The following is a 14,647-nucleotide window of genomic DNA, read 5'->3' as shown; positions in this document are numbered from 1 at the left end:
GCGAAGACCTAAGCTGGAAACAGAAAAGCCGCCCTCACCCCGGGCGGCTTTTTTTGCTTGTGGCGCGGAAATCAGACCTTCAATTCCCGCCGCTCGCGCTCGGTGACGACTGACAGGTCGATCACCTTCTGCAGGTTGGCGGCATGGCGGAAGTTCGGATCCGGCTGGACACCGGTCATCACCGCTTCTGCGAAACGCTGATAGTTGGTCGGAACCGCGGGAACCTCGATATCCTTCCAGGTCGCCGTCTCGACATCGTCTCCGAAGCAGCCGCGCAGCGACGAGCCGTTCGGATTGTGATTGACCTCGAGGCTGCCACGCTCGCCGTAGATACGCAGTTTCAGCTCATTCAGATGCCCGGTCGCCCAGCGGCTGGCATGCACGACCCCGAGCGCGCCATTGGCGAAATCGACCGACATGGTAAAACTGTCATTGGCATCGAGCATATATTCGCCGATCTGGCCGCCCGGCGCCTTGTTGAAGGTCTTCAGGCGGGCAAAGACATGGTCGATATCGGTCGCCGCACCATAGGCCGCGAAGTCGAGAATGTGGATGCCGACATCGCCGAGCACGCCGTTCGAGCCGTGGCCGGTCGAAAGGCGCCAGAGCCAGGTCGATTCCGTGCGCCAGTCGCCCCAGGCGCGCGACACCAGCCAGCTCTGCAGATAGGACGCCTCGACATGCTTGATAGTGCCGAGCTCGCCAGCCAGCACCATTTCGCGGGCGCGCTGCAGCGGCGCGACATTGCGGTAGGTGAGGTTCACCATGTTGATGACGCCGGCGGCTTCCGCAGCCTCCGTCATCTCCAGCGCCTTCGGATAATTCTCCGCCAGCGGCTTTTCGCAGAAGACGTGCTTTCCGGCGGCGATCAGCGCCATGGTCGTCGGGTGGTGGATTCTGTCGGGCGTCACATTGGTCGCCGCATCGAATTCGCCCCAGGCGATCGCTTCGTCGAGGGTCAGGAAACGCTTTTCGATGTTGAACTTGTCGGCGAAGGCCGCAAGGCGGACGGTGTCGGTATCGACAGCGCCGACCACCGTCACGCCGTCAATGCGGGTGAAGTGGTCGAGCTGGTTTTTCGCCATCACGCCCGTTCCGAGAACGAGTAGTCGCATGGATGTTCCTCAGCGGTAACCGGCTTCGCCGGCCTGGTGCAGTCTCGGGCCGCGTTCTTCGATCGGCTCCAGGGCCTTCTCAACCGGCACATTTGGGGCATCGTGGATGGCAGTCAACGCACCAGCCGGGTTATGCGCCCATTTTACGCCATTGATCAGCACCTTCTTGACGTTCGCGTCATGATAGGTCGGGTAGGTCTCGTGGCCCGGGCGGAAATAGAAGATATTGCCGGCGCCGCGGCGCCAGGTCATGCCGGAGCGGAACACTTCACCGCCCTGGAACCAGGAGATGAATACCGTTTCCAGCGGCTCCGGAACGGAAAACTGCTCGCCATACATTTCCTCGTTCTCAAGCACGAAATTCTCGTCGAGGCCGGCGGCGATCGGATGGCGCGGGTTGATCACCCACAGCCGCTCGCGCTCACCCGCCTCGCGCCATTTCAGCGCGCAGGGCGTACCCATCAACCGCTTGAAGATCTTCGAGAAATGGCCGGAATGCAAAACGAGAAGACCCATGCCCTCCCAGACGCGCTTGGCAACGCGCTCGACCACTTCGTCGGACACCGCGCCGTGATCCTTGTGGCCCCACCACAGCAGCACGTCGGTCTCGTCGAGACGCGACTGCGGCAATCCATGTTCGGCTTCCTGCAGCGTCGCCGTCGTCGCGCTGATCGCCGGGTCGCTGTTCAGCGCCTTGGCAATCGTCGTGTGCATGCCCTCCGGGTAGATACCCCTGACGATCTCGTTGGTATTCTCGTGGATATTCTCTCCCCAGACGACGGTACGAATGGCCATTGCCGGTGCTCCTCTAGGCTTCGGGGGTTGTCAAAACTGGCGGGTCGAGAAGAATTCAAAGCGCTTTGGGAAAATGATCAGAACTGCGCCTCGCCTCCTCCAAGTCACAAGAAGACATAGACCTTTGGCCGCAATTTGACAAAGGGGAAAATTAGCCGCCGGGGCACGCCGCGGAACGCCAAATCAACCCCATGAAAATCAATGAGAAACCGATTTGGAAAACAGATTGACGACGAGAACGCCCGATATGATGAGGCCAAGCCCGATCATCGCCGGCAGGTCGAGGCGTTGCTTGAAATAGATCAGTCCGACCGCCGAAATCAGCACGATTCCCAAAGCGCTCCAAATGGCATAGGCGATGCCGACGGGAATCGATTTCAGCGTCAGCGACAGCAGATAGAAGGCCGTCGCATAGCAGACGACAAGCACCGCGCTCGGCAGCAGCTTGGTGAACTGCTGCGACATCTGCAGCGCCGTCGTGCCGATCACTTCGAGCACGATCGCGAGAAAAAGCAGCGCATAGACGGCAGCCGGGCTCATGATCTTCTATCCCTGGAATTATCGCTTGGTCAGTTCGGTCAGCCGCGCAATCAGCGCCCGCCGCTCGGCAAGCCCGAGATCGTGGCTCTCGGTCGTATCGGAGAGCCAGAGGCCATCGGCCGCAAAGCGGACGATCTGCGCATCGACGGACGAGTCGGTGCCGACATATTCGTCGGCGCGCGCCTGCACCCATTCGCGCCAGCGCTGGCGAAGCCGCGGCTCGGCGAGCATGGCAATCGTCACCTGCGCCCAATGGCGCGATTCGTCGCGATCGCTCTGGATATCGGCGACGGCCAGCAGATAGGCGCGGGTGAAGCGGCCGTGCGAGACCGCATCGCGGCGCATCAGCTCCTCGATATCGGCATCGAAGCGTTCCAGCAGACTTTCGAACAATGCATCGAGCAGCGCATTCTTCGTCGGGAAATGATGCAGCAGCCCACCCTTGCTGACGCCCGAGGCGCCAGACACCGCATCCAGCGTCACCGACGCCATGCCGCTCTCCGTCGCCAGACGTGCGGCGACATCCAGCAGCTGCCGGCGGACGAGTTCGGGTTGTTTCTTGCGGTGATGTGCGAGTGCCATGCATTCTAAAAATACCGTCTGGACGGTTTTGTCAATTAAAATCACTTTAAATCGCTGGTATCGCAGCCGTTTGGATGAAATGCCGCGCTACGCACTTGCCGTGTTGCGCGCCGATGCGCACCGGTGCATGAAGACTGCGGGGTATCGAGGGATGGTTCAGTGACGGAAGAGACGATCACGCTTTATCAGGCGATCGGTGGCGACGAGACGGTCAAGGCTTTGGCTCATCGCTTTTACCAGCTGATGGATACGCTGCCGGAGGCCAGGCACGTGCGCGCCGTCCATCCGCCGAGCCTCACGGGCAGCGAAGAGAAATTCTACGAATATCTGACCGGCTATCTCGGCGGCCCGCCGCTTTATACCGACAAGCGCGGCCACCCCCGCCTGCGCAGCCGCCATTTCGTCGCCGAAATCGGCCCTGTTGAGCGCGACGAATGGCTGCTCTGCTTTCGCCAGGCGATGGACGAGACCATCGCCAATCCCACACTCCGTGACCTCATATGGCCGCCGATCGAAAGGCTGGCCTTCCACATGCAGAACAAGGACTAGCGCCGCCATGATCAGCAACGAACGCATCGCGCCGTTCTTCTTCCTTTTCGCCGGCCTCTTCGGCGTCGCAGGCGTCGGCCTTGCCGCCGTCGCGGCCCATGGCGGCGGCGATGCCAGCCTCGCGGCCTCGGCGGCGGCCATGTGCCTGGCGCATGCGCCCGCCCTTCTCGGCCTCGCGCTGGCAGGCGAGAAGCTCAAAACCGCCTGGCTGGCCGGTTCGCTGATGATCATCGGCACCGCGCTCTTCGCCGGCGATCTCGTGTCTCTCCGCTTTGCCGGATCCGGCCTGTTTCCCTATGCCGCGCCATCAGGCGGCTGGGCCATGATGCTCGGCTGGCTGACCATTTCCGTCGGCGGTTTCCTTCGCCGGCCGGTCCGGTGAACGGCGTCACCATCCGCAACGCCCGCTGCGGTGAACTCGACGCGCTCAGGGCCATTGAGATGGACGCCGTCATCGCCCTTATCGACGCCGGCGTCCCCTTCCCAGGCGAACCGCATCCGCTGTCGTCTGAACAGCTTGCCACCTACTGCGCGGATGGTCTGCTGATGGTGGCCGTCGACGAGGACGACACGCCTGTGGGTTTCGTCGCGGCGGAAGAGATCAGCGGCATGCTTTACATCGCCGAGATCGATGTGCTCCGTCGATTGCAAGGCAAGGGCATCGGACGGTTGCTGATGCAGGCTGCGATCGATGCCGCGCGAAGCCGCGGCCTATCCGCCGTCGTGCTGACGACAGACCGGTTCGTGGTGTTCAATTATCCGTTCTACCGGTCGCTGGGTTTCGTGGAGCCTGAGGCCGAACATATGCCTGCGGGTCTGCGGGCGATCCTTGACGCTGAGGTCGCAAACGGCATGGGTCCGGAGAGGCGTGCCGGTATGGTGCTGCGGCTTCCGGGTATTTGATTTTAACTCGGCGCCCCTCATCCCCGGCGCAACGAGTTACACGCATCTCAGACCTGACAACGGACCTTCGTCATTTCGCCTTTTCATAGGCGTCGAAGAGATCGGTTACCAGAATCCCGTTGATGCGCATCCCAGTCAAATCGGCGTCTCTGATGTCAGAATTGGCCAATGTGGCACCGCTTATGGTCAATCGCGACAGGTTTGCATTGGTGACAGCCGCTCCAGACAGATTGACGTTATTAAAGCGCGCGGCTTGAAGGTTGACGTCGTCGAAATCAGCTTCGCCTAAATTGGTGTCGATGAATTTTGCTTTCGTCAGGACAGCATAAAATCGTGCGTCAGCGAGATAAACGCCATCGAAATTGGCGCCCGACATATCTGCCCGCTCGTAGCGCATCCCCTGCATTTGAGGGCCGTCAAAGGGATTGTTTCCTTGCTGATCAGTCATTGCCGTCTCCTCCAGCCGATCCTGATGACCATTCAGAGAGTGCATAGTTTTGGTGGAGCTTCAACACTCTCGATAGAGGCAAAACTTGTTGTTCTGCTTTTTACAACGCTGCATCGCTGGCTGTTTCGCAGCAGAGGCATCCAAAATCGACATAAAACTGCCAACGCAACTTCTCGATAATCGCGCGAAACCCTCACCCCGAATGCGCCATGAACCGGCTGAGATAGGCAAAACTCGTCTGCGCAAATTCGAACGGCTTGCGCGGGCTGTCGTGCTCGACCACTAGCGTCCGCGCGCCCTTCGCCAGCGCCAGCCGCCAGAGCGAAGGCCACATCAGCGTGCCGGCGCCGACATCGGCCCAGCCGTCCTCATCGGGGTTTGCCCCTTCAGGCGCCCTGTCCTTCACATGCGCCGAAACCAGCACCTTGGCATAGCGCTGCAACCATTCTGCCGGATCGACGCCGGCGCGGGACATCCAGGCGATATCGGCCTGCCAGACGAGCGGGCTGCCGCGGGCCGCTTCGAACATCACCTCGAAGCCGTAGCGGGCGGTGGAAAGCAACGAGAAGCCGGCCATCTTGTTGTGATAGCCGATGGAAATGCCGTGCGGCCTGTATTGCTCGGCGAGACGCCCGAGTTCGGCGCCGAGCCGCTGCCAGCCGCCGGTGGTCTCCGGCGGCAGGAAACTCGATGATTGCGGCACGAAGAGCTGGGAGATGCCGCAGGCCTGACAGGCCTCGGTGACCTGGCTAGGCTCGTCGCGCAGGAATTCGAAGCCGATATGGGCCGTCGGCGCCGTCAGCGCGTGCCGGGCAAGCGCCTCACCGAGATCATCGGCCTCCCGCAGATGATGGCCGAGCGGCTCGACCGATTGGAAACCCGCTCTGGCGGCTGCCGAAAGCTGGGCATCGAGCGATCCGAGTTCACGCAGCGAGAAAAGTTGCAGGGAGAGGGTCGGCTTGGTCATTGTGACAGGATAGCACGGCAAGTGGGCCCGGCCATAGCGAACCCTTGCCGGGACGAACATGCCGCAGGGCCGGTTTTACGCCTTAGCGCCCCGGGATCCGGGCGAACCGCAGCAGGTTGCCATGCGGATCATGGATGAAGAACTCCTCCATGTTCCACGGCCGGACTTCAAGAGGCGTCAGCGTTGGCACGGCTTTTTCGGAATATTCCCGGTGCAGCGCGCCGATCCGGCCGCCTCGGAGATAGACAGCGCTGCTTTCGCAAAATGCACGATTGCCGGTCAGCCGGAAATGCAGCTCCATCTCCTGCCGGCGAACGATCAGATAGTCTGGCGTCTCATAGGTCGCGGCAAAGCCCAGCTGGTCACGATAGAAGGCCAGCGTCTCCGCGATATCCAGCGACGGCAGGATCGGCAGAACTTCGATGCGCTGGGGATCGTCAGACAATCAGATACCCTCGACGACGGTAAAACCTTCGAAAACCGGCGGCCCCTTGTACATCGCCTTGCGGTCACCGGCATTGCGATGCGCAGCGCGAAAGCTCTCGGACTTCGTCCAGTTCAGAAAGTCCTCTTCGCTCGCCCAAAGCGTATGCGAGGAAAACAGCGTATAGCCCTCTTCCACATTCGCCTTGCCGCGCAGCAGCCGGAACTCTACGAAACCGGGAACCGTGGACAGGCTGGAATCGCGGTTGCGCCAGACATCCTCGAATTCGCTCTCCGATCCCTCGGTCACCTTGAAGCGGTTCATTGCGATATACATTGCGCCGTCCTCAGCCCTTGGCACGCTTGCCGCTTGGGAAAGCAACGACATTATTGCCGTTCGCCGCTTCACGGCCAAGCGGCTTTTCCGGCTCCACACCCGGCATCCGCGTTTCCCAGTAGGGAAATTCGGTGACATTGGGATAATCGGCCTGGCGTTCCGCATTCTTCATCAGGAGCTCGTAGAGTTCGGGCACAAGGCCGTCGCCGTTCTGTGCGGCCAGCTTGTGCAGGCCGATCATCATGAAGCCTTCGGGGCGCTGGTCTTTCATCGGGCGGTGTCTCGTTCGTTCATGGTGTTCAAGGCCCGCTCGAGGCTGGACTTGCTGCCGCTGCGCAGCGGGATGAAGGCCTTGCCGAATTTCTTGCAGCCGGTCTTCACGCGCACGCAGGCATCGTGGCTGATACAGTCGATCGGGCAGAACACGCAGTCGACGGAGGGCAGAACGGTGTCGATACGCGAGACCGCTTCGCGAAGCCCGCCATCGTGGTGGATCAGTTCGGCGCCGAAGCTGCTGGCGATCTCGCGAAGATGTGCCACCTGGCAATCCCGGCCGCCGACATAGAGAAAACTGCGGCCATCCAATTTGGATCGTCCGGACGGCTGCTGCGCCTGCGCTGCCGCATCCGCGCTGACGCGGATGTCCCGGTTAGATCCCTTCTTCGCCTTCCGAGCCATTTACCACCCGTTCGCTCGTTGATCGTCACACGATTCCAGTGTGCAAGCGGGACCTTATTAAACTTGATTTTTAGAGTAAAGTATAAAGTTGACTATTCTGATCATATTTATTTCAGCGGCCAGTGACCTGGACTTCCTGGGTGAATGTCCAGCTCGGCTTGCCCCATTCCGGCGGCAGCGGCGGGAATGGCGAAGCGCGCTGAACGCCGGAGACAACCGCCTGATCGAGCTCGGGAATTCCGGAACTGCGGGCGACTGACAGACCGCTCAGCGAGCCGTCACCACCGATCGTCAGGCGAACCCTGACACTCATCGACGCGCTCATCCGCTTGTATTCGGACGGCACCTTCACGGCGCGGCGAATGCGCGATTGAACCTTGCCCGGATAGTTGGCGACGGCAGCACTGCCTGCCCCGCCCGAGCTACCTGCCGAGCGCGAATTCCGGTCGGCATTGGCGACTTCCTCGCCGTCGCTGGCGCCGCGGCGTGAATCCTGCTTGTTCTCGCCTTGCGATCCCGCAGCCTTTTTCACCACCTTCTTCGGCGGCTCTTTCTTCTCGACCTTCGGCTTTTCGATTGGCTGCACCGCCTTCGGCTTGGCGATCGGCGTCGGCGCTTCCTCGGGCTGCACCGGATCGGGGAGCGCCTCGGCCGCCTCGACGGGCTCGACCGGCTTCACCTCTTCCGGGATCTCGGTCGCCATCGGCTGCACGACAGCGGTTTCGGCCGGAACGTTGGAGGTCAGAACCTCGGGCTCGGCGGCCGTCACCGTTTCAGGCGAAACGCGTGTGATTTCCTCAGTTGACGGAACGGGCTGGGCTTCAACCGGCTGCGCCATCTCGGGCTGCACTTCGGCCGGCTGAACCTCGGTCGGCTGCACGGTTTCCGGCTGGACGCTTTCGGCGACCACTTCCTCCGGCTGCGGCTCGACCTGCAGATCGGGATCGCCGGCGGAAGCCTGGTCGGCTTCGGAATCACCAAGGATGATGACGCTGACCGCCTCGCCGGCTTCCTCTTCGGGCTCATGCGGCGCGACCACGAAGCCGATGGCCAGCGCGGTGAAGACAATCGCATGGAAGGCAAAGGAGGTCAGGCAGGCGACGAAGACGTTGCGCTTGGCAGGCTTGGCGCCCGCCTCCTGCTTTTCGATCGCCGAAGTATCCATGGCCGGCGCGTCGGCGGCACCGGCCTTCGGTCCCTGCGCATGTTCCGGAAAGGAACTGATATGGGCGAAGCGGGCATAGTGGACGACGGTTTCGGCGGCCGGCTGGCGCGGCGCGTTGCGCAGTTCCGGCATCTCGTGTCCGGGATGCAGCCCCGGCAGATTGTCGTTCGACGTGCCGGCATCCTGCTCGGCAAGGAACGCGTGCCGCGATGTGGATTTCGCTGAAACTACCATCTGCCTTGCCTCGGCCAGTTTGAAACTGAAGCCTGCCGGAAATCATCTCCGGCGGTATGTCTTACCCTTCGAAGGGCACAGAAATCTGCGAGCGGGTGACGAGACCCTTCATGCATGCACCGGCAGCCGGGCCATCACAAACCGGCGTGTCGTTGATGATGATCCGGGTCACCGCCTCGCATTTCATGTTGGGCATGTCGAACTGGCGCACGCGCTTCTTGCCCTCGGGCAGATCGCGGAAATCGAGAACGGTGATCTTGTCGACCGCGTTCCTGTCGTTGAAAAAGGCCAATTCGAAGGAGATCTTGCTGACGGGCGCAGCCAGCTTGTTCAGCGCCACGAAGGTCATCATGCAGCCCTTCTGCGATGGCGCCAGCGCGTTCAGCTCGACTTCGAGAGCGTTGGCCGGAGCTGCGGGAGCAGCAGCGGCAGCGTCCTGTGCATAGGCAGGAAGAACGCTTCCGACGATCATCAATCCGCCCGCCACAAACGATGCAAAACTGCGTGCCGCCATCACCACTTCTCCATGCGATTTCGAAAACTTGAGTTGATAACTCTTCTATTGCGTCTTTAAAAAATGGTGACTATGAAAGTCAAGATAAATGTATCTAGGCCGCCGGAAAACAAGCCGCGGCACAAGCGGAAATTGCCAGCCGAAATGATGGTTGAAAAGCCTGACACCTTTAAGCATGCGCCGTTCGTCAAGGACGCGGCGGAAGTGCGCACGATCGAAAGCGGAGACATCTTCCGCGGCGCGAACGAGATCATGATCCGGCATGACGGCGTGGTCTATCGCATGAAAATTACCCGCCAGGGCAAGCTCATTCTCAATAAGTAAGGGTAGACCATGACCGAGAACACCAGACCGGCACCGGCCGAAATTCGCGCGTTCCGCGCCGAGAATCCGAAGATGCGCGAGCGCGATATCGCCGCTCAGCTGAAGATTTCGGAAGCAGCGCTCGTTGCCGCCGAAGTCGGCATTTCCGCCATCCGCATCGATGCCAGCGCCGCCAAGCTTCTGGAGCGCGTGGCGACACTCGGCGAGGTCATGGCCCTGTCGCGCAACGAAAGCGCCGTGCACGAGAAGATCGGCGTTTACGAGAACATCAGCGTCGGCCAGCACAATGCCATCGTTCTCGGCGAAAACATCGACCTGCGCGTCTTCCCGAGCCGTTGGGCCCACGCCTTCGCCGTCACCAAGAAGGACGGCGACACCGAGCGCCTCAGCCTCCAGTATTTCGACAAGACTGGCAATGCCGTCCACAAGATCCACCTGCGCCCGGCCTCCAATGTCGAAGCCTATCGCGCCATCGTCGCCGAGCTGACGCTCGAGGACCAGTCGCAGGAATTCGTCGAGCAGGAAGCAAGTTTCAGTGCCGATGAAACCGGCGACGTCAACCAGAGCGAACTGCGCGACAGCTGGAGCAAGCTCACCGACACGCACGAATTCTTCGGCATGCTGAAGCGCCTGAAGATCGGCCGCCAGGCCGCCGTGCGCACCGTCGGCGACGACTATGCCTGGAAGCTCGACAACACCGCGACGGCCGACATGATGCATGCCTCCGTCAAATCAGGCCTGCCGATCATGTGCTTCGTCGCCAATAACGGCATCGTCCAGATCCATTCCGGCCCGATCCATAACGTCCAGCCAATGGGTCCGTGGATCAACGTTCTCGACGAAACCTTCCACCTCCATCTGCGCCAGGACCACATCGCCGAGACCTGGGCGGTGCGCAAGCCGACTAAGGACGGCCATGTCACCTCGCTCGAAGCCTATGACGCGAATGGCGAGATGATCATCCAGTTCTTCGGCAAGCGGAAGGAAGGCACGGATGAGCGCGGTGACTGGCGCGAGATCATGGAAAACCTGCCGCGCGCGGCAAGCGTCGCCGCATAAGGAGCCGATCATGAGAATGCCTTCAAGCCTGCGCCGCATCCGCCTCTGGGAACTGGCGCTGACGGCTGCAGTCATGGCGCTGCCGCTCATCCCCTCGCCGGTCGCCACGCCCGGCTATTCTTTCGTCCGCGCCGCTCATGCCGCTGAACCGAAGAAGCTCGACACCTCGCGCGTCGTCTCCGTCGGCGGCGACGTCACCGAGATCATCTACGCGCTCGGCGAAGAGGGCCGCATCATCGCCCGCGACTCGACCAGCATGTATCCGGAAGCGGCGATGAAACTGCCTGACGTCGGTTACATGCGGGCGCTGTCGCCCGAAGGCATTCTCGCCGTCAATCCCTCGGCGATCATCGCCGTCGAAGGCGCCGGTCCGCCGGAAGCGCTGACAGTTCTGAAGAATGCCAGCGTTCCCTTCGAGACGGTGCCGAACACCTACGACCGCGAAGGCATCCTGAAGAAGATCGATCGCGTCGGCTCGCTGCTCGGCGTCGAGGACAAGGCCAAGGCGCTGGAAGCCAAGGTCGGCGCCGATCTCGATGCCGCGATCACCGATGCCGAAAAGCGTCCGGAGGGCGAGCGCAAACGCGTGCTCTTCATCCTCAGCATGCAGGGCGGCAAGATCATGGCTTCGGGCACCGGCACGGCTGCCGATGGCATCATCAAGCTCGCTGGTGCCGTCAATGCTGTCGGCACCTTCCCGGGCTACAAGCCGCTGACCGACGAGTCGATCATCGAGGCCAAGCCCGATGTCATCCTGATGATGGACCGCGAAGGCGGCCATGCGGCGGCCAACGACGATCTGTTCAAGCAGCCGGCGATCGCGCTGACACCTGCGGCAGAGAAGAAGGCTGTCATTCGCATGGACGGCCTGCATCTGCTCGGCTTCGGCCCGCGCACGGCAAGTGCCGTCCGCGAATTGAACACGGCGATCTACGGCGGCTGATATGGCAGTGCAGGATGTGATGACGGACGGCAAGCGTTCCATGTTTTCGATCGCCGCATTACGCGAAAGCCACCGGGTCGGCGATCGTACCCGGATCGCTGCCCTCGTAATCGCCCTGCTCGTCATCGGTTCCGTCTTTTCGCTGCTGTTTTCGGTCACCACAGGCGCGTCGGATGCTTCGATGTTCGACGTGCTGGCCAATCTCGGCGGCCAGGCCGATGCGCTGACCACGCGCGACCGGATCATCATCTTCGATATCCGCATGCCGCGTGCCATCCTCGGCTTCCTGGTCGGCGGATCGCTCGCCGTATCCGGAGCGGTCATGCAGGGCCTGTTCCGCAATCCGCTGGCCGATCCCGGCCTCGTCGGCGTCTCCTCGGGCGCAGGCTTTGGTGCCGTGATCATGATCGTGCTCGGCGGCTCGATTGCCATGCCGGTGTTCAATCTGCTCGGCATCTATGCGCTACCGCTCGCAGCCTTCGGCGGCGGCCTCGTCACGACGTTGCTGCTCTACAGGGTCGCCACTAGCAACGGCCAGACCTCGATCGGCACCATGCTGCTCGCCGGCATCGCGCTCGGCGCTCTGACCGGCGCCCTGACCGGCCTTCTGACATACATGGCCAACGACCAGCAACTCCGCGACCTTACATTCTGGGGCATGGGCTCGTTGGCGGGCGCCACCTGGATGAAGATCGCCGCAGCCGCGCCGATCATCCTAGCCTCCTATATCGTGCTTCCCTTCATGGCCCGCGGCCTGAACGCCATCACGCTTGGCGAGGCAGCCGCCTTCCACATGGGCGTGCCGGTCCAGCGGCTGAAGAATATCGCCATCGTCACGGTCGCAGCCGCAACCGGCGCCTCAGTTGCCGTCAGCGGCGGCATCGGCTTCGTCGGCATCGTCGTGCCGCATGTGCTGCGCATGGTGATCGGCCCCGACCACCGCTATCTGCTGCCCGCCTCCGCCCTGCTCGGCGGTTCGCTGCTGATCTTTGCCGATGTTCTGGCGCGCACCATCGTCGCCCCGGCCGAACTGCCGATCGGCATCATCACCGCGGCCGTCGGCGGTCCCTTCTTCCTCTGGATCCTGCTGCGCCAACGCTCGCGGCTCGCCCTTTGAGAGCATTTCCATGATCGAGCTTTCCAACGTCTCCGTCGATCTGTCGGGCAAGACCATCGTCCACGGCGTCAGCTTCACCGCCTGCGCCGGCGAGCTGACGGCGATCGCCGGCCCCAATGGTTCGGGCAAGACGACGACGATGAAGGCGGTATCGGGCGAGCTCCCGTCATCGGGGTCGGTCAAGATCAACGGTGCCGAGGTCAGCGGCATGGCGCCCTGGAAGCTCGCGGCCATCCGCGGCGTGCTTCCGCAGGCAAACGCCATCTCCTTTCCCTTCACCGTCCGCGAAATCGTCCGCATGGGCCTGACGACAGGCGTCAACCTTCACCCGGAACGCGCCGAGGAAACCGCCGCCCGCGCGCTCGGTGCCGTCGATCTCCACGGTTTCGAGGGCCGCTACTATCAGGAACTGTCGGGCGGCGAGCAGCAGCGCGTCCAGCTTGCCCGCGTTCTCTGCCAGATCGCCGAACCGGTGGCCCACGGAAAGCCCTGCTGGCTGTTGCTCGACGAACCCGTCTCAAGCCTCGACATCAGCCACCAGCTGACGATCATGCGGCTCGCCCGCCAGTTCTGCGAAGCCGGCGGCGGCGTCATCGCCGTCATGCACGACCTCAACCTGACAGCACTCTTCGCCGATCAGATCGTATTGATGAAGTCGGGCCGGCTGGCAGCAGCTGGCAGCGTTCGCGAGGTGCTGACGGATCAAAACATGCAATCGGTCTTCGGCTGCCCGCTGCGCATCAATCAGGTGCCATCAGACGGCACGCCCTTCGTGCTTGCCCACAGCGCGCTCTGAGGCTTTTCCGGGAACCTTTCCCAGTCTTTCGCGTTCTCCGTGTCGATGATTTGGGTCATTGCCGGGCGCTTCTTCAAGACAGCAACGGTGACGGCCTGTGATTTCAAACAGGCGGCGCATGTGCACGCCCAAAAACATGGAGAAAATCATGGCTTCATCCATCCTCCAATCCGTTCGCGGCAGCCGCAAGGGCAATGGCACGCTTCACAGCATCGAAAGCACGATCGAAGATCAGATCGAGCACCTTCGCGACGAGATCGACGCCCTGACAAAGCTGGCCGCCAAGAGCTCGCGCCGCCAGTCCGACAAGCTGCGCTATCAGGCCTCTGCAGGTTATGACGAGATCGTCGGCCGTGGTGAAGACCTGCTGCGCGATCTGCAGGACGGCTACCTGCGCGGCGCATCCGAAGTGCGCGACACGGTGCGCAAGCATCCGGTTGCGACGATTGGGGCCGCGGCCGCATTCGGCCTCGTCCTTGCCCTCCTCGCCCGCCGCTAGGAGGCTCGATGCTCTTTCCTCTACTCAGTATGCTGGTAGGAAACGGCGTTCACCGTACCGTTGCGCGGACCAAGCGCAACGGTATTTTCATTGCCATTGCCGCGCTTTTCCTGCTGACGGCCTATGCGCTTGCGGTCACCGCAGGCGCAATCTGGCTTGCGGGAATCTATGGCCCGGTCGGGGCAGCCCTGTTCCTGGCCGCATGCGCCGTGTTCATCGCCGTGGTGGCGCTGATCGCCATGGTGATCATGAATGCGCAGGAAAAGCGCCAGGCCAGGGATCGCCGCCTGGCGCTTGAGTCCGCCGCCGCCGCCGGCATCGGCCTGATCCGCTCGCAGCCGCTTCTGACCGCTGGGATCTTGATGGCGCTTGTGGCATCGAATTTGGTCGGGTCCAAGAAGGACGATTGATCCTTTAGTTGCCGTCTCACCGGAGCCCCCTCATCCGGCCCTACCGGCCCACTTTCTCCCCAGGGGGAGAAGAGACGGAGGCGCCGCAACACTTCCCTTCTCCCCTCGGGGAGAGCGACTGTCTTCGGCGTCAAGCGTTTTGCCATGGTTTTGCGTCCCGGATGATAGCGTTGAGGATGGTGAGGAGCTTTCGCATGGTTGCGACGAGGGCGACGATCTTCGGCTTGCCGGCTGCGACGAGCCGGTCGC

At 62.1% G+C, this 14,647-nt stretch carries 22 protein-coding genes and 1 pseudogene; 10 read left to right on the top strand and 13 right to left on the bottom strand.

Annotated elements, in window-relative coordinates; all coding sequences use genetic code 11:
• Nucleotides 1-71 precede the first annotated feature (71 nt).
• From AC1DIJ_RS29600 to AC1DIJ_RS29585, 4 genes are all read right to left on the bottom strand, one after another.
• Complete coding sequence (locus AC1DIJ_RS29600) at nucleotides 72-1,115, bottom strand: Gfo/Idh/MocA family protein (protein WP_112390115.1); 1,044 nt, start codon at nucleotides 1,113-1,115, stop codon at nucleotides 72-74.
• A 9-nt stretch (nucleotides 1,116-1,124) separates the two neighbouring features.
• On the bottom strand, nucleotides 1,125-1,910 hold the full coding sequence (locus AC1DIJ_RS29595; RefSeq protein ID WP_112390114.1) for a ThuA domain-containing protein: 786 nt from the start codon (nucleotides 1,908-1,910) through the stop codon (nucleotides 1,125-1,127).
• 198 nt (nucleotides 1,911-2,108) lie between these two features.
• On the bottom strand, nucleotides 2,109-2,450 hold the full coding sequence (locus AC1DIJ_RS29590; RefSeq protein WP_112390113.1) for an SMR family transporter: 342 nt from the start codon (nucleotides 2,448-2,450) through the stop codon (nucleotides 2,109-2,111).
• 18 nt (nucleotides 2,451-2,468) lie between these two features.
• Nucleotides 2,469-3,032: a TetR/AcrR family transcriptional regulator gene (locus AC1DIJ_RS29585; protein ID WP_112390112.1), complete on the bottom strand. Its 564-nt coding sequence runs from the start codon at nucleotides 3,030-3,032 to the stop codon at nucleotides 2,469-2,471.
• Between the two features lie 159 nt (nucleotides 3,033-3,191).
• Here AC1DIJ_RS29585 and AC1DIJ_RS29580 point away from each other — a divergent pair, with 159 nt between their 5' ends.
• From AC1DIJ_RS29580 to AC1DIJ_RS29570, 3 genes are read left to right on the top strand one after another with little or no spacing between them, the layout of a single operon-like run.
• Nucleotides 3,192-3,581 (top strand): group II truncated hemoglobin, encoded by a 390-nt coding sequence (locus AC1DIJ_RS29580; RefSeq protein ID WP_112390111.1) that lies wholly within the window; start codon nucleotides 3,192-3,194, stop codon nucleotides 3,579-3,581.
• 7 nt (nucleotides 3,582-3,588) lie between these two features.
• Nucleotides 3,589-3,963, top strand: a complete 375-nt coding sequence (locus AC1DIJ_RS29575) for a DUF423 domain-containing protein (protein ID WP_112390110.1) — start codon at nucleotides 3,589-3,591, stop codon at nucleotides 3,961-3,963.
• Entirely contained in the window at nucleotides 3,960-4,484 is a 525-nt protein-coding gene (locus AC1DIJ_RS29570) for a GNAT family N-acetyltransferase (RefSeq protein WP_477831738.1), read from the top strand. The genes AC1DIJ_RS29575 and AC1DIJ_RS29570 overlap by 4 nt, the downstream gene beginning before the upstream one ends.
• 70 nt (nucleotides 4,485-4,554) lie before the next feature.
• Here AC1DIJ_RS29570 and AC1DIJ_RS29565 read toward each other — a convergent pair whose 3' ends face one another.
• The 8 genes from AC1DIJ_RS29565 to AC1DIJ_RS29530 form a co-directional block, all read right to left on the bottom strand.
• The gene (locus AC1DIJ_RS29565) at nucleotides 4,555-4,932 is read right to left on the bottom strand and encodes a pentapeptide repeat-containing protein (protein WP_112390109.1); all 378 of its coding nucleotides are present in this window, start codon (nucleotides 4,930-4,932) and stop codon (nucleotides 4,555-4,557) included.
• Nucleotides 4,933-5,125: 193 nt separating this feature from the next.
• Nucleotides 5,126-5,899, bottom strand: coding sequence for a sugar phosphate isomerase/epimerase family protein (locus AC1DIJ_RS29560; RefSeq protein WP_112390108.1), 774 nt, complete (start codon nucleotides 5,897-5,899; stop codon nucleotides 5,126-5,128).
• Nucleotides 5,900-5,981: 82 nt separating this feature from the next.
• Nucleotides 5,982-6,344 carry a bleomycin resistance protein gene (locus AC1DIJ_RS29555; RefSeq protein WP_112390107.1) on the bottom strand — a complete coding sequence of 121 codons (363 nt, stop codon included), beginning with the start codon at nucleotides 6,342-6,344 and terminating at the stop codon, nucleotides 5,982-5,984.
• Nucleotides 6,345-6,659: a heme-degrading protein HmuQ gene (hmuQ, locus tag AC1DIJ_RS29550; protein ID WP_112390106.1), complete on the bottom strand. Its 315-nt coding sequence runs from the start codon at nucleotides 6,657-6,659 to the stop codon at nucleotides 6,345-6,347. It lies immediately after the preceding gene.
• 10 nt (nucleotides 6,660-6,669) lie between these two features.
• Entirely contained in the window at nucleotides 6,670-6,930 is a 261-nt protein-coding gene (locus tag AC1DIJ_RS29545; protein ID WP_112390105.1) for a hypothetical protein, read from the bottom strand.
• On the bottom strand, nucleotides 6,927-7,337 hold the full coding sequence (locus tag AC1DIJ_RS29540; RefSeq protein ID WP_112446130.1) for a DUF2325 domain-containing protein: 411 nt from the start codon (nucleotides 7,335-7,337) through the stop codon (nucleotides 6,927-6,929). Before AC1DIJ_RS29540 ends, AC1DIJ_RS29545 begins: the two co-directional genes overlap by 4 nt.
• 112 nt (nucleotides 7,338-7,449) lie before the next feature.
• Complete coding sequence (locus tag AC1DIJ_RS29535) at nucleotides 7,450-8,736, bottom strand: TonB family protein (protein ID WP_112390103.1); 1,287 nt, start codon at nucleotides 8,734-8,736, stop codon at nucleotides 7,450-7,452.
• Between the two features lie 61 nt (nucleotides 8,737-8,797).
• Nucleotides 8,798-9,250, bottom strand: a complete 453-nt coding sequence (locus tag AC1DIJ_RS29530) for a hypothetical protein (RefSeq protein ID WP_112390102.1) — start codon at nucleotides 9,248-9,250, stop codon at nucleotides 8,798-8,800.
• 144 nt (nucleotides 9,251-9,394) lie between these two features.
• On the opposite strand from AC1DIJ_RS29530, the gene hemP reads away from it, so the two are divergent.
• From hemP to AC1DIJ_RS29495, 7 genes are all read left to right on the top strand, one after another.
• Nucleotides 9,395-9,574, top strand: a complete 180-nt coding sequence (gene hemP / locus AC1DIJ_RS29525) for a hemin uptake protein HemP (RefSeq protein ID WP_112390101.1) — start codon at nucleotides 9,395-9,397, stop codon at nucleotides 9,572-9,574.
• Nucleotides 9,575-9,583: 9 nt separating this feature from the next.
• Nucleotides 9,584-10,633 carry a ChuX/HutX family heme-like substrate-binding protein gene (locus AC1DIJ_RS29520; protein WP_112390100.1) on the top strand — a complete coding sequence of 350 codons (1,050 nt, stop codon included), beginning with the start codon at nucleotides 9,584-9,586 and terminating at the stop codon, nucleotides 10,631-10,633.
• A 10-nt stretch (nucleotides 10,634-10,643) separates the two neighbouring features.
• Nucleotides 10,644-11,576, top strand: a complete 933-nt coding sequence (locus AC1DIJ_RS29515) for a heme/hemin ABC transporter substrate-binding protein (RefSeq protein WP_112390099.1) — start codon at nucleotides 10,644-10,646, stop codon at nucleotides 11,574-11,576.
• A gap of 1 nt (nucleotide 11,577) precedes the next feature.
• Nucleotides 11,578-12,693 carry an iron ABC transporter permease gene (locus AC1DIJ_RS29510; protein WP_112390098.1) on the top strand — a complete coding sequence of 372 codons (1,116 nt, stop codon included), beginning with the start codon at nucleotides 11,578-11,580 and terminating at the stop codon, nucleotides 12,691-12,693.
• Between the two features lie 10 nt (nucleotides 12,694-12,703).
• Nucleotides 12,704-13,489 carry a heme ABC transporter ATP-binding protein gene (locus tag AC1DIJ_RS29505; protein ID WP_112390097.1) on the top strand — a complete coding sequence of 262 codons (786 nt, stop codon included), beginning with the start codon at nucleotides 12,704-12,706 and terminating at the stop codon, nucleotides 13,487-13,489.
• Nucleotides 13,490-13,637: 148 nt separating this feature from the next.
• Entirely contained in the window at nucleotides 13,638-13,988 is a 351-nt protein-coding gene (locus tag AC1DIJ_RS29500) for an ElaB/YgaM/YqjD family protein (protein WP_112390096.1), read from the top strand.
• Nucleotides 13,989-13,996: 8 nt separating this feature from the next.
• A complete protein-coding gene (locus AC1DIJ_RS29495) occupies nucleotides 13,997-14,398 on the top strand; it encodes a hypothetical protein (RefSeq protein ID WP_112390095.1) in 402 nt (133 codons plus the stop codon).
• A 130-nt stretch (nucleotides 14,399-14,528) separates the two neighbouring features.
• On the opposite strand, the pseudogene AC1DIJ_RS29490 reads toward AC1DIJ_RS29495, so the two are convergent.
• A pseudogene (locus AC1DIJ_RS29490) lies at nucleotides 14,529-14,647 on the bottom strand (IS110 family transposase); the annotation flags it as partial.

The organism is Rhizobium sp. 10N427 (assembly GCF_056394605.1).
The sequence above is the reverse complement of the archived record's forward strand: the minus strand, read 5'-3'. Positions and strand labels throughout refer to the sequence as shown.

Bases quoted from the DNA above. Each gene is read 5' to 3' on its own strand.
- hmuQ (WP_112390106.1), bottom strand. From the start codon at position 6,659: ATGTATATCGCAATGAACCGCTTCAAGGTGACCGAGGGATCGGAGAGC.
- AC1DIJ_RS29515 (WP_112390099.1), top strand. From the start codon at position 10,644: ATGAGAATGCCTTCAAGCCTGCGCCGCATCCGCCTCTGGGAACTGGCG.
- AC1DIJ_RS29600 (WP_112390115.1), bottom strand. From the start codon at position 1,115: ATGCGACTACTCGTTCTCGGAACGGGCGTGATGGCGAAAAACCAGCTC.
- AC1DIJ_RS29535 (WP_112390103.1), bottom strand. From the start codon at position 8,736: ATGGTAGTTTCAGCGAAATCCACATCGCGGCACGCGTTCCTTGCCGAG.
- AC1DIJ_RS29565 (WP_112390109.1), bottom strand. From the start codon at position 4,932: ATGACTGATCAGCAAGGAAACAATCCCTTTGACGGCCCTCAAATGCAG.
- AC1DIJ_RS29500 (WP_112390096.1), top strand. From the start codon at position 13,638: ATGGCTTCATCCATCCTCCAATCCGTTCGCGGCAGCCGCAAGGGCAAT.
- AC1DIJ_RS29505 (WP_112390097.1), top strand. From the start codon at position 12,704: ATGATCGAGCTTTCCAACGTCTCCGTCGATCTGTCGGGCAAGACCATC.
- AC1DIJ_RS29595 (WP_112390114.1), bottom strand. From the start codon at position 1,910: ATGGCCATTCGTACCGTCGTCTGGGGAGAGAATATCCACGAGAATACC.
- AC1DIJ_RS29520 (WP_112390100.1), top strand. From the start codon at position 9,584: ATGACCGAGAACACCAGACCGGCACCGGCCGAAATTCGCGCGTTCCGC.
- AC1DIJ_RS29540 (WP_112446130.1), bottom strand. From the start codon at position 7,337: ATGGCTCGGAAGGCGAAGAAGGGATCTAACCGGGACATCCGCGTCAGC.
- AC1DIJ_RS29545 (WP_112390105.1), bottom strand. From the start codon at position 6,930: ATGAAAGACCAGCGCCCCGAAGGCTTCATGATGATCGGCCTGCACAAG.
- AC1DIJ_RS29495 (WP_112390095.1), top strand. From the start codon at position 13,997: ATGCTCTTTCCTCTACTCAGTATGCTGGTAGGAAACGGCGTTCACCGT.
- AC1DIJ_RS29590 (WP_112390113.1), bottom strand. From the start codon at position 2,450: ATGAGCCCGGCTGCCGTCTATGCGCTGCTTTTTCTCGCGATCGTGCTC.
- AC1DIJ_RS29530 (WP_112390102.1), bottom strand. From the start codon at position 9,250: ATGGCGGCACGCAGTTTTGCATCGTTTGTGGCGGGCGGATTGATGATC.
- hemP (WP_112390101.1), top strand. From the start codon at position 9,395: ATGATGGTTGAAAAGCCTGACACCTTTAAGCATGCGCCGTTCGTCAAG.
- AC1DIJ_RS29575 (WP_112390110.1), top strand. From the start codon at position 3,589: ATGATCAGCAACGAACGCATCGCGCCGTTCTTCTTCCTTTTCGCCGGC.
- AC1DIJ_RS29585 (WP_112390112.1), bottom strand. From the start codon at position 3,032: ATGGCACTCGCACATCACCGCAAGAAACAACCCGAACTCGTCCGCCGG.
- AC1DIJ_RS29510 (WP_112390098.1), top strand. From the start codon at position 11,578: ATGGCAGTGCAGGATGTGATGACGGACGGCAAGCGTTCCATGTTTTCG.
- AC1DIJ_RS29560 (WP_112390108.1), bottom strand. From the start codon at position 5,899: ATGACCAAGCCGACCCTCTCCCTGCAACTTTTCTCGCTGCGTGAACTC.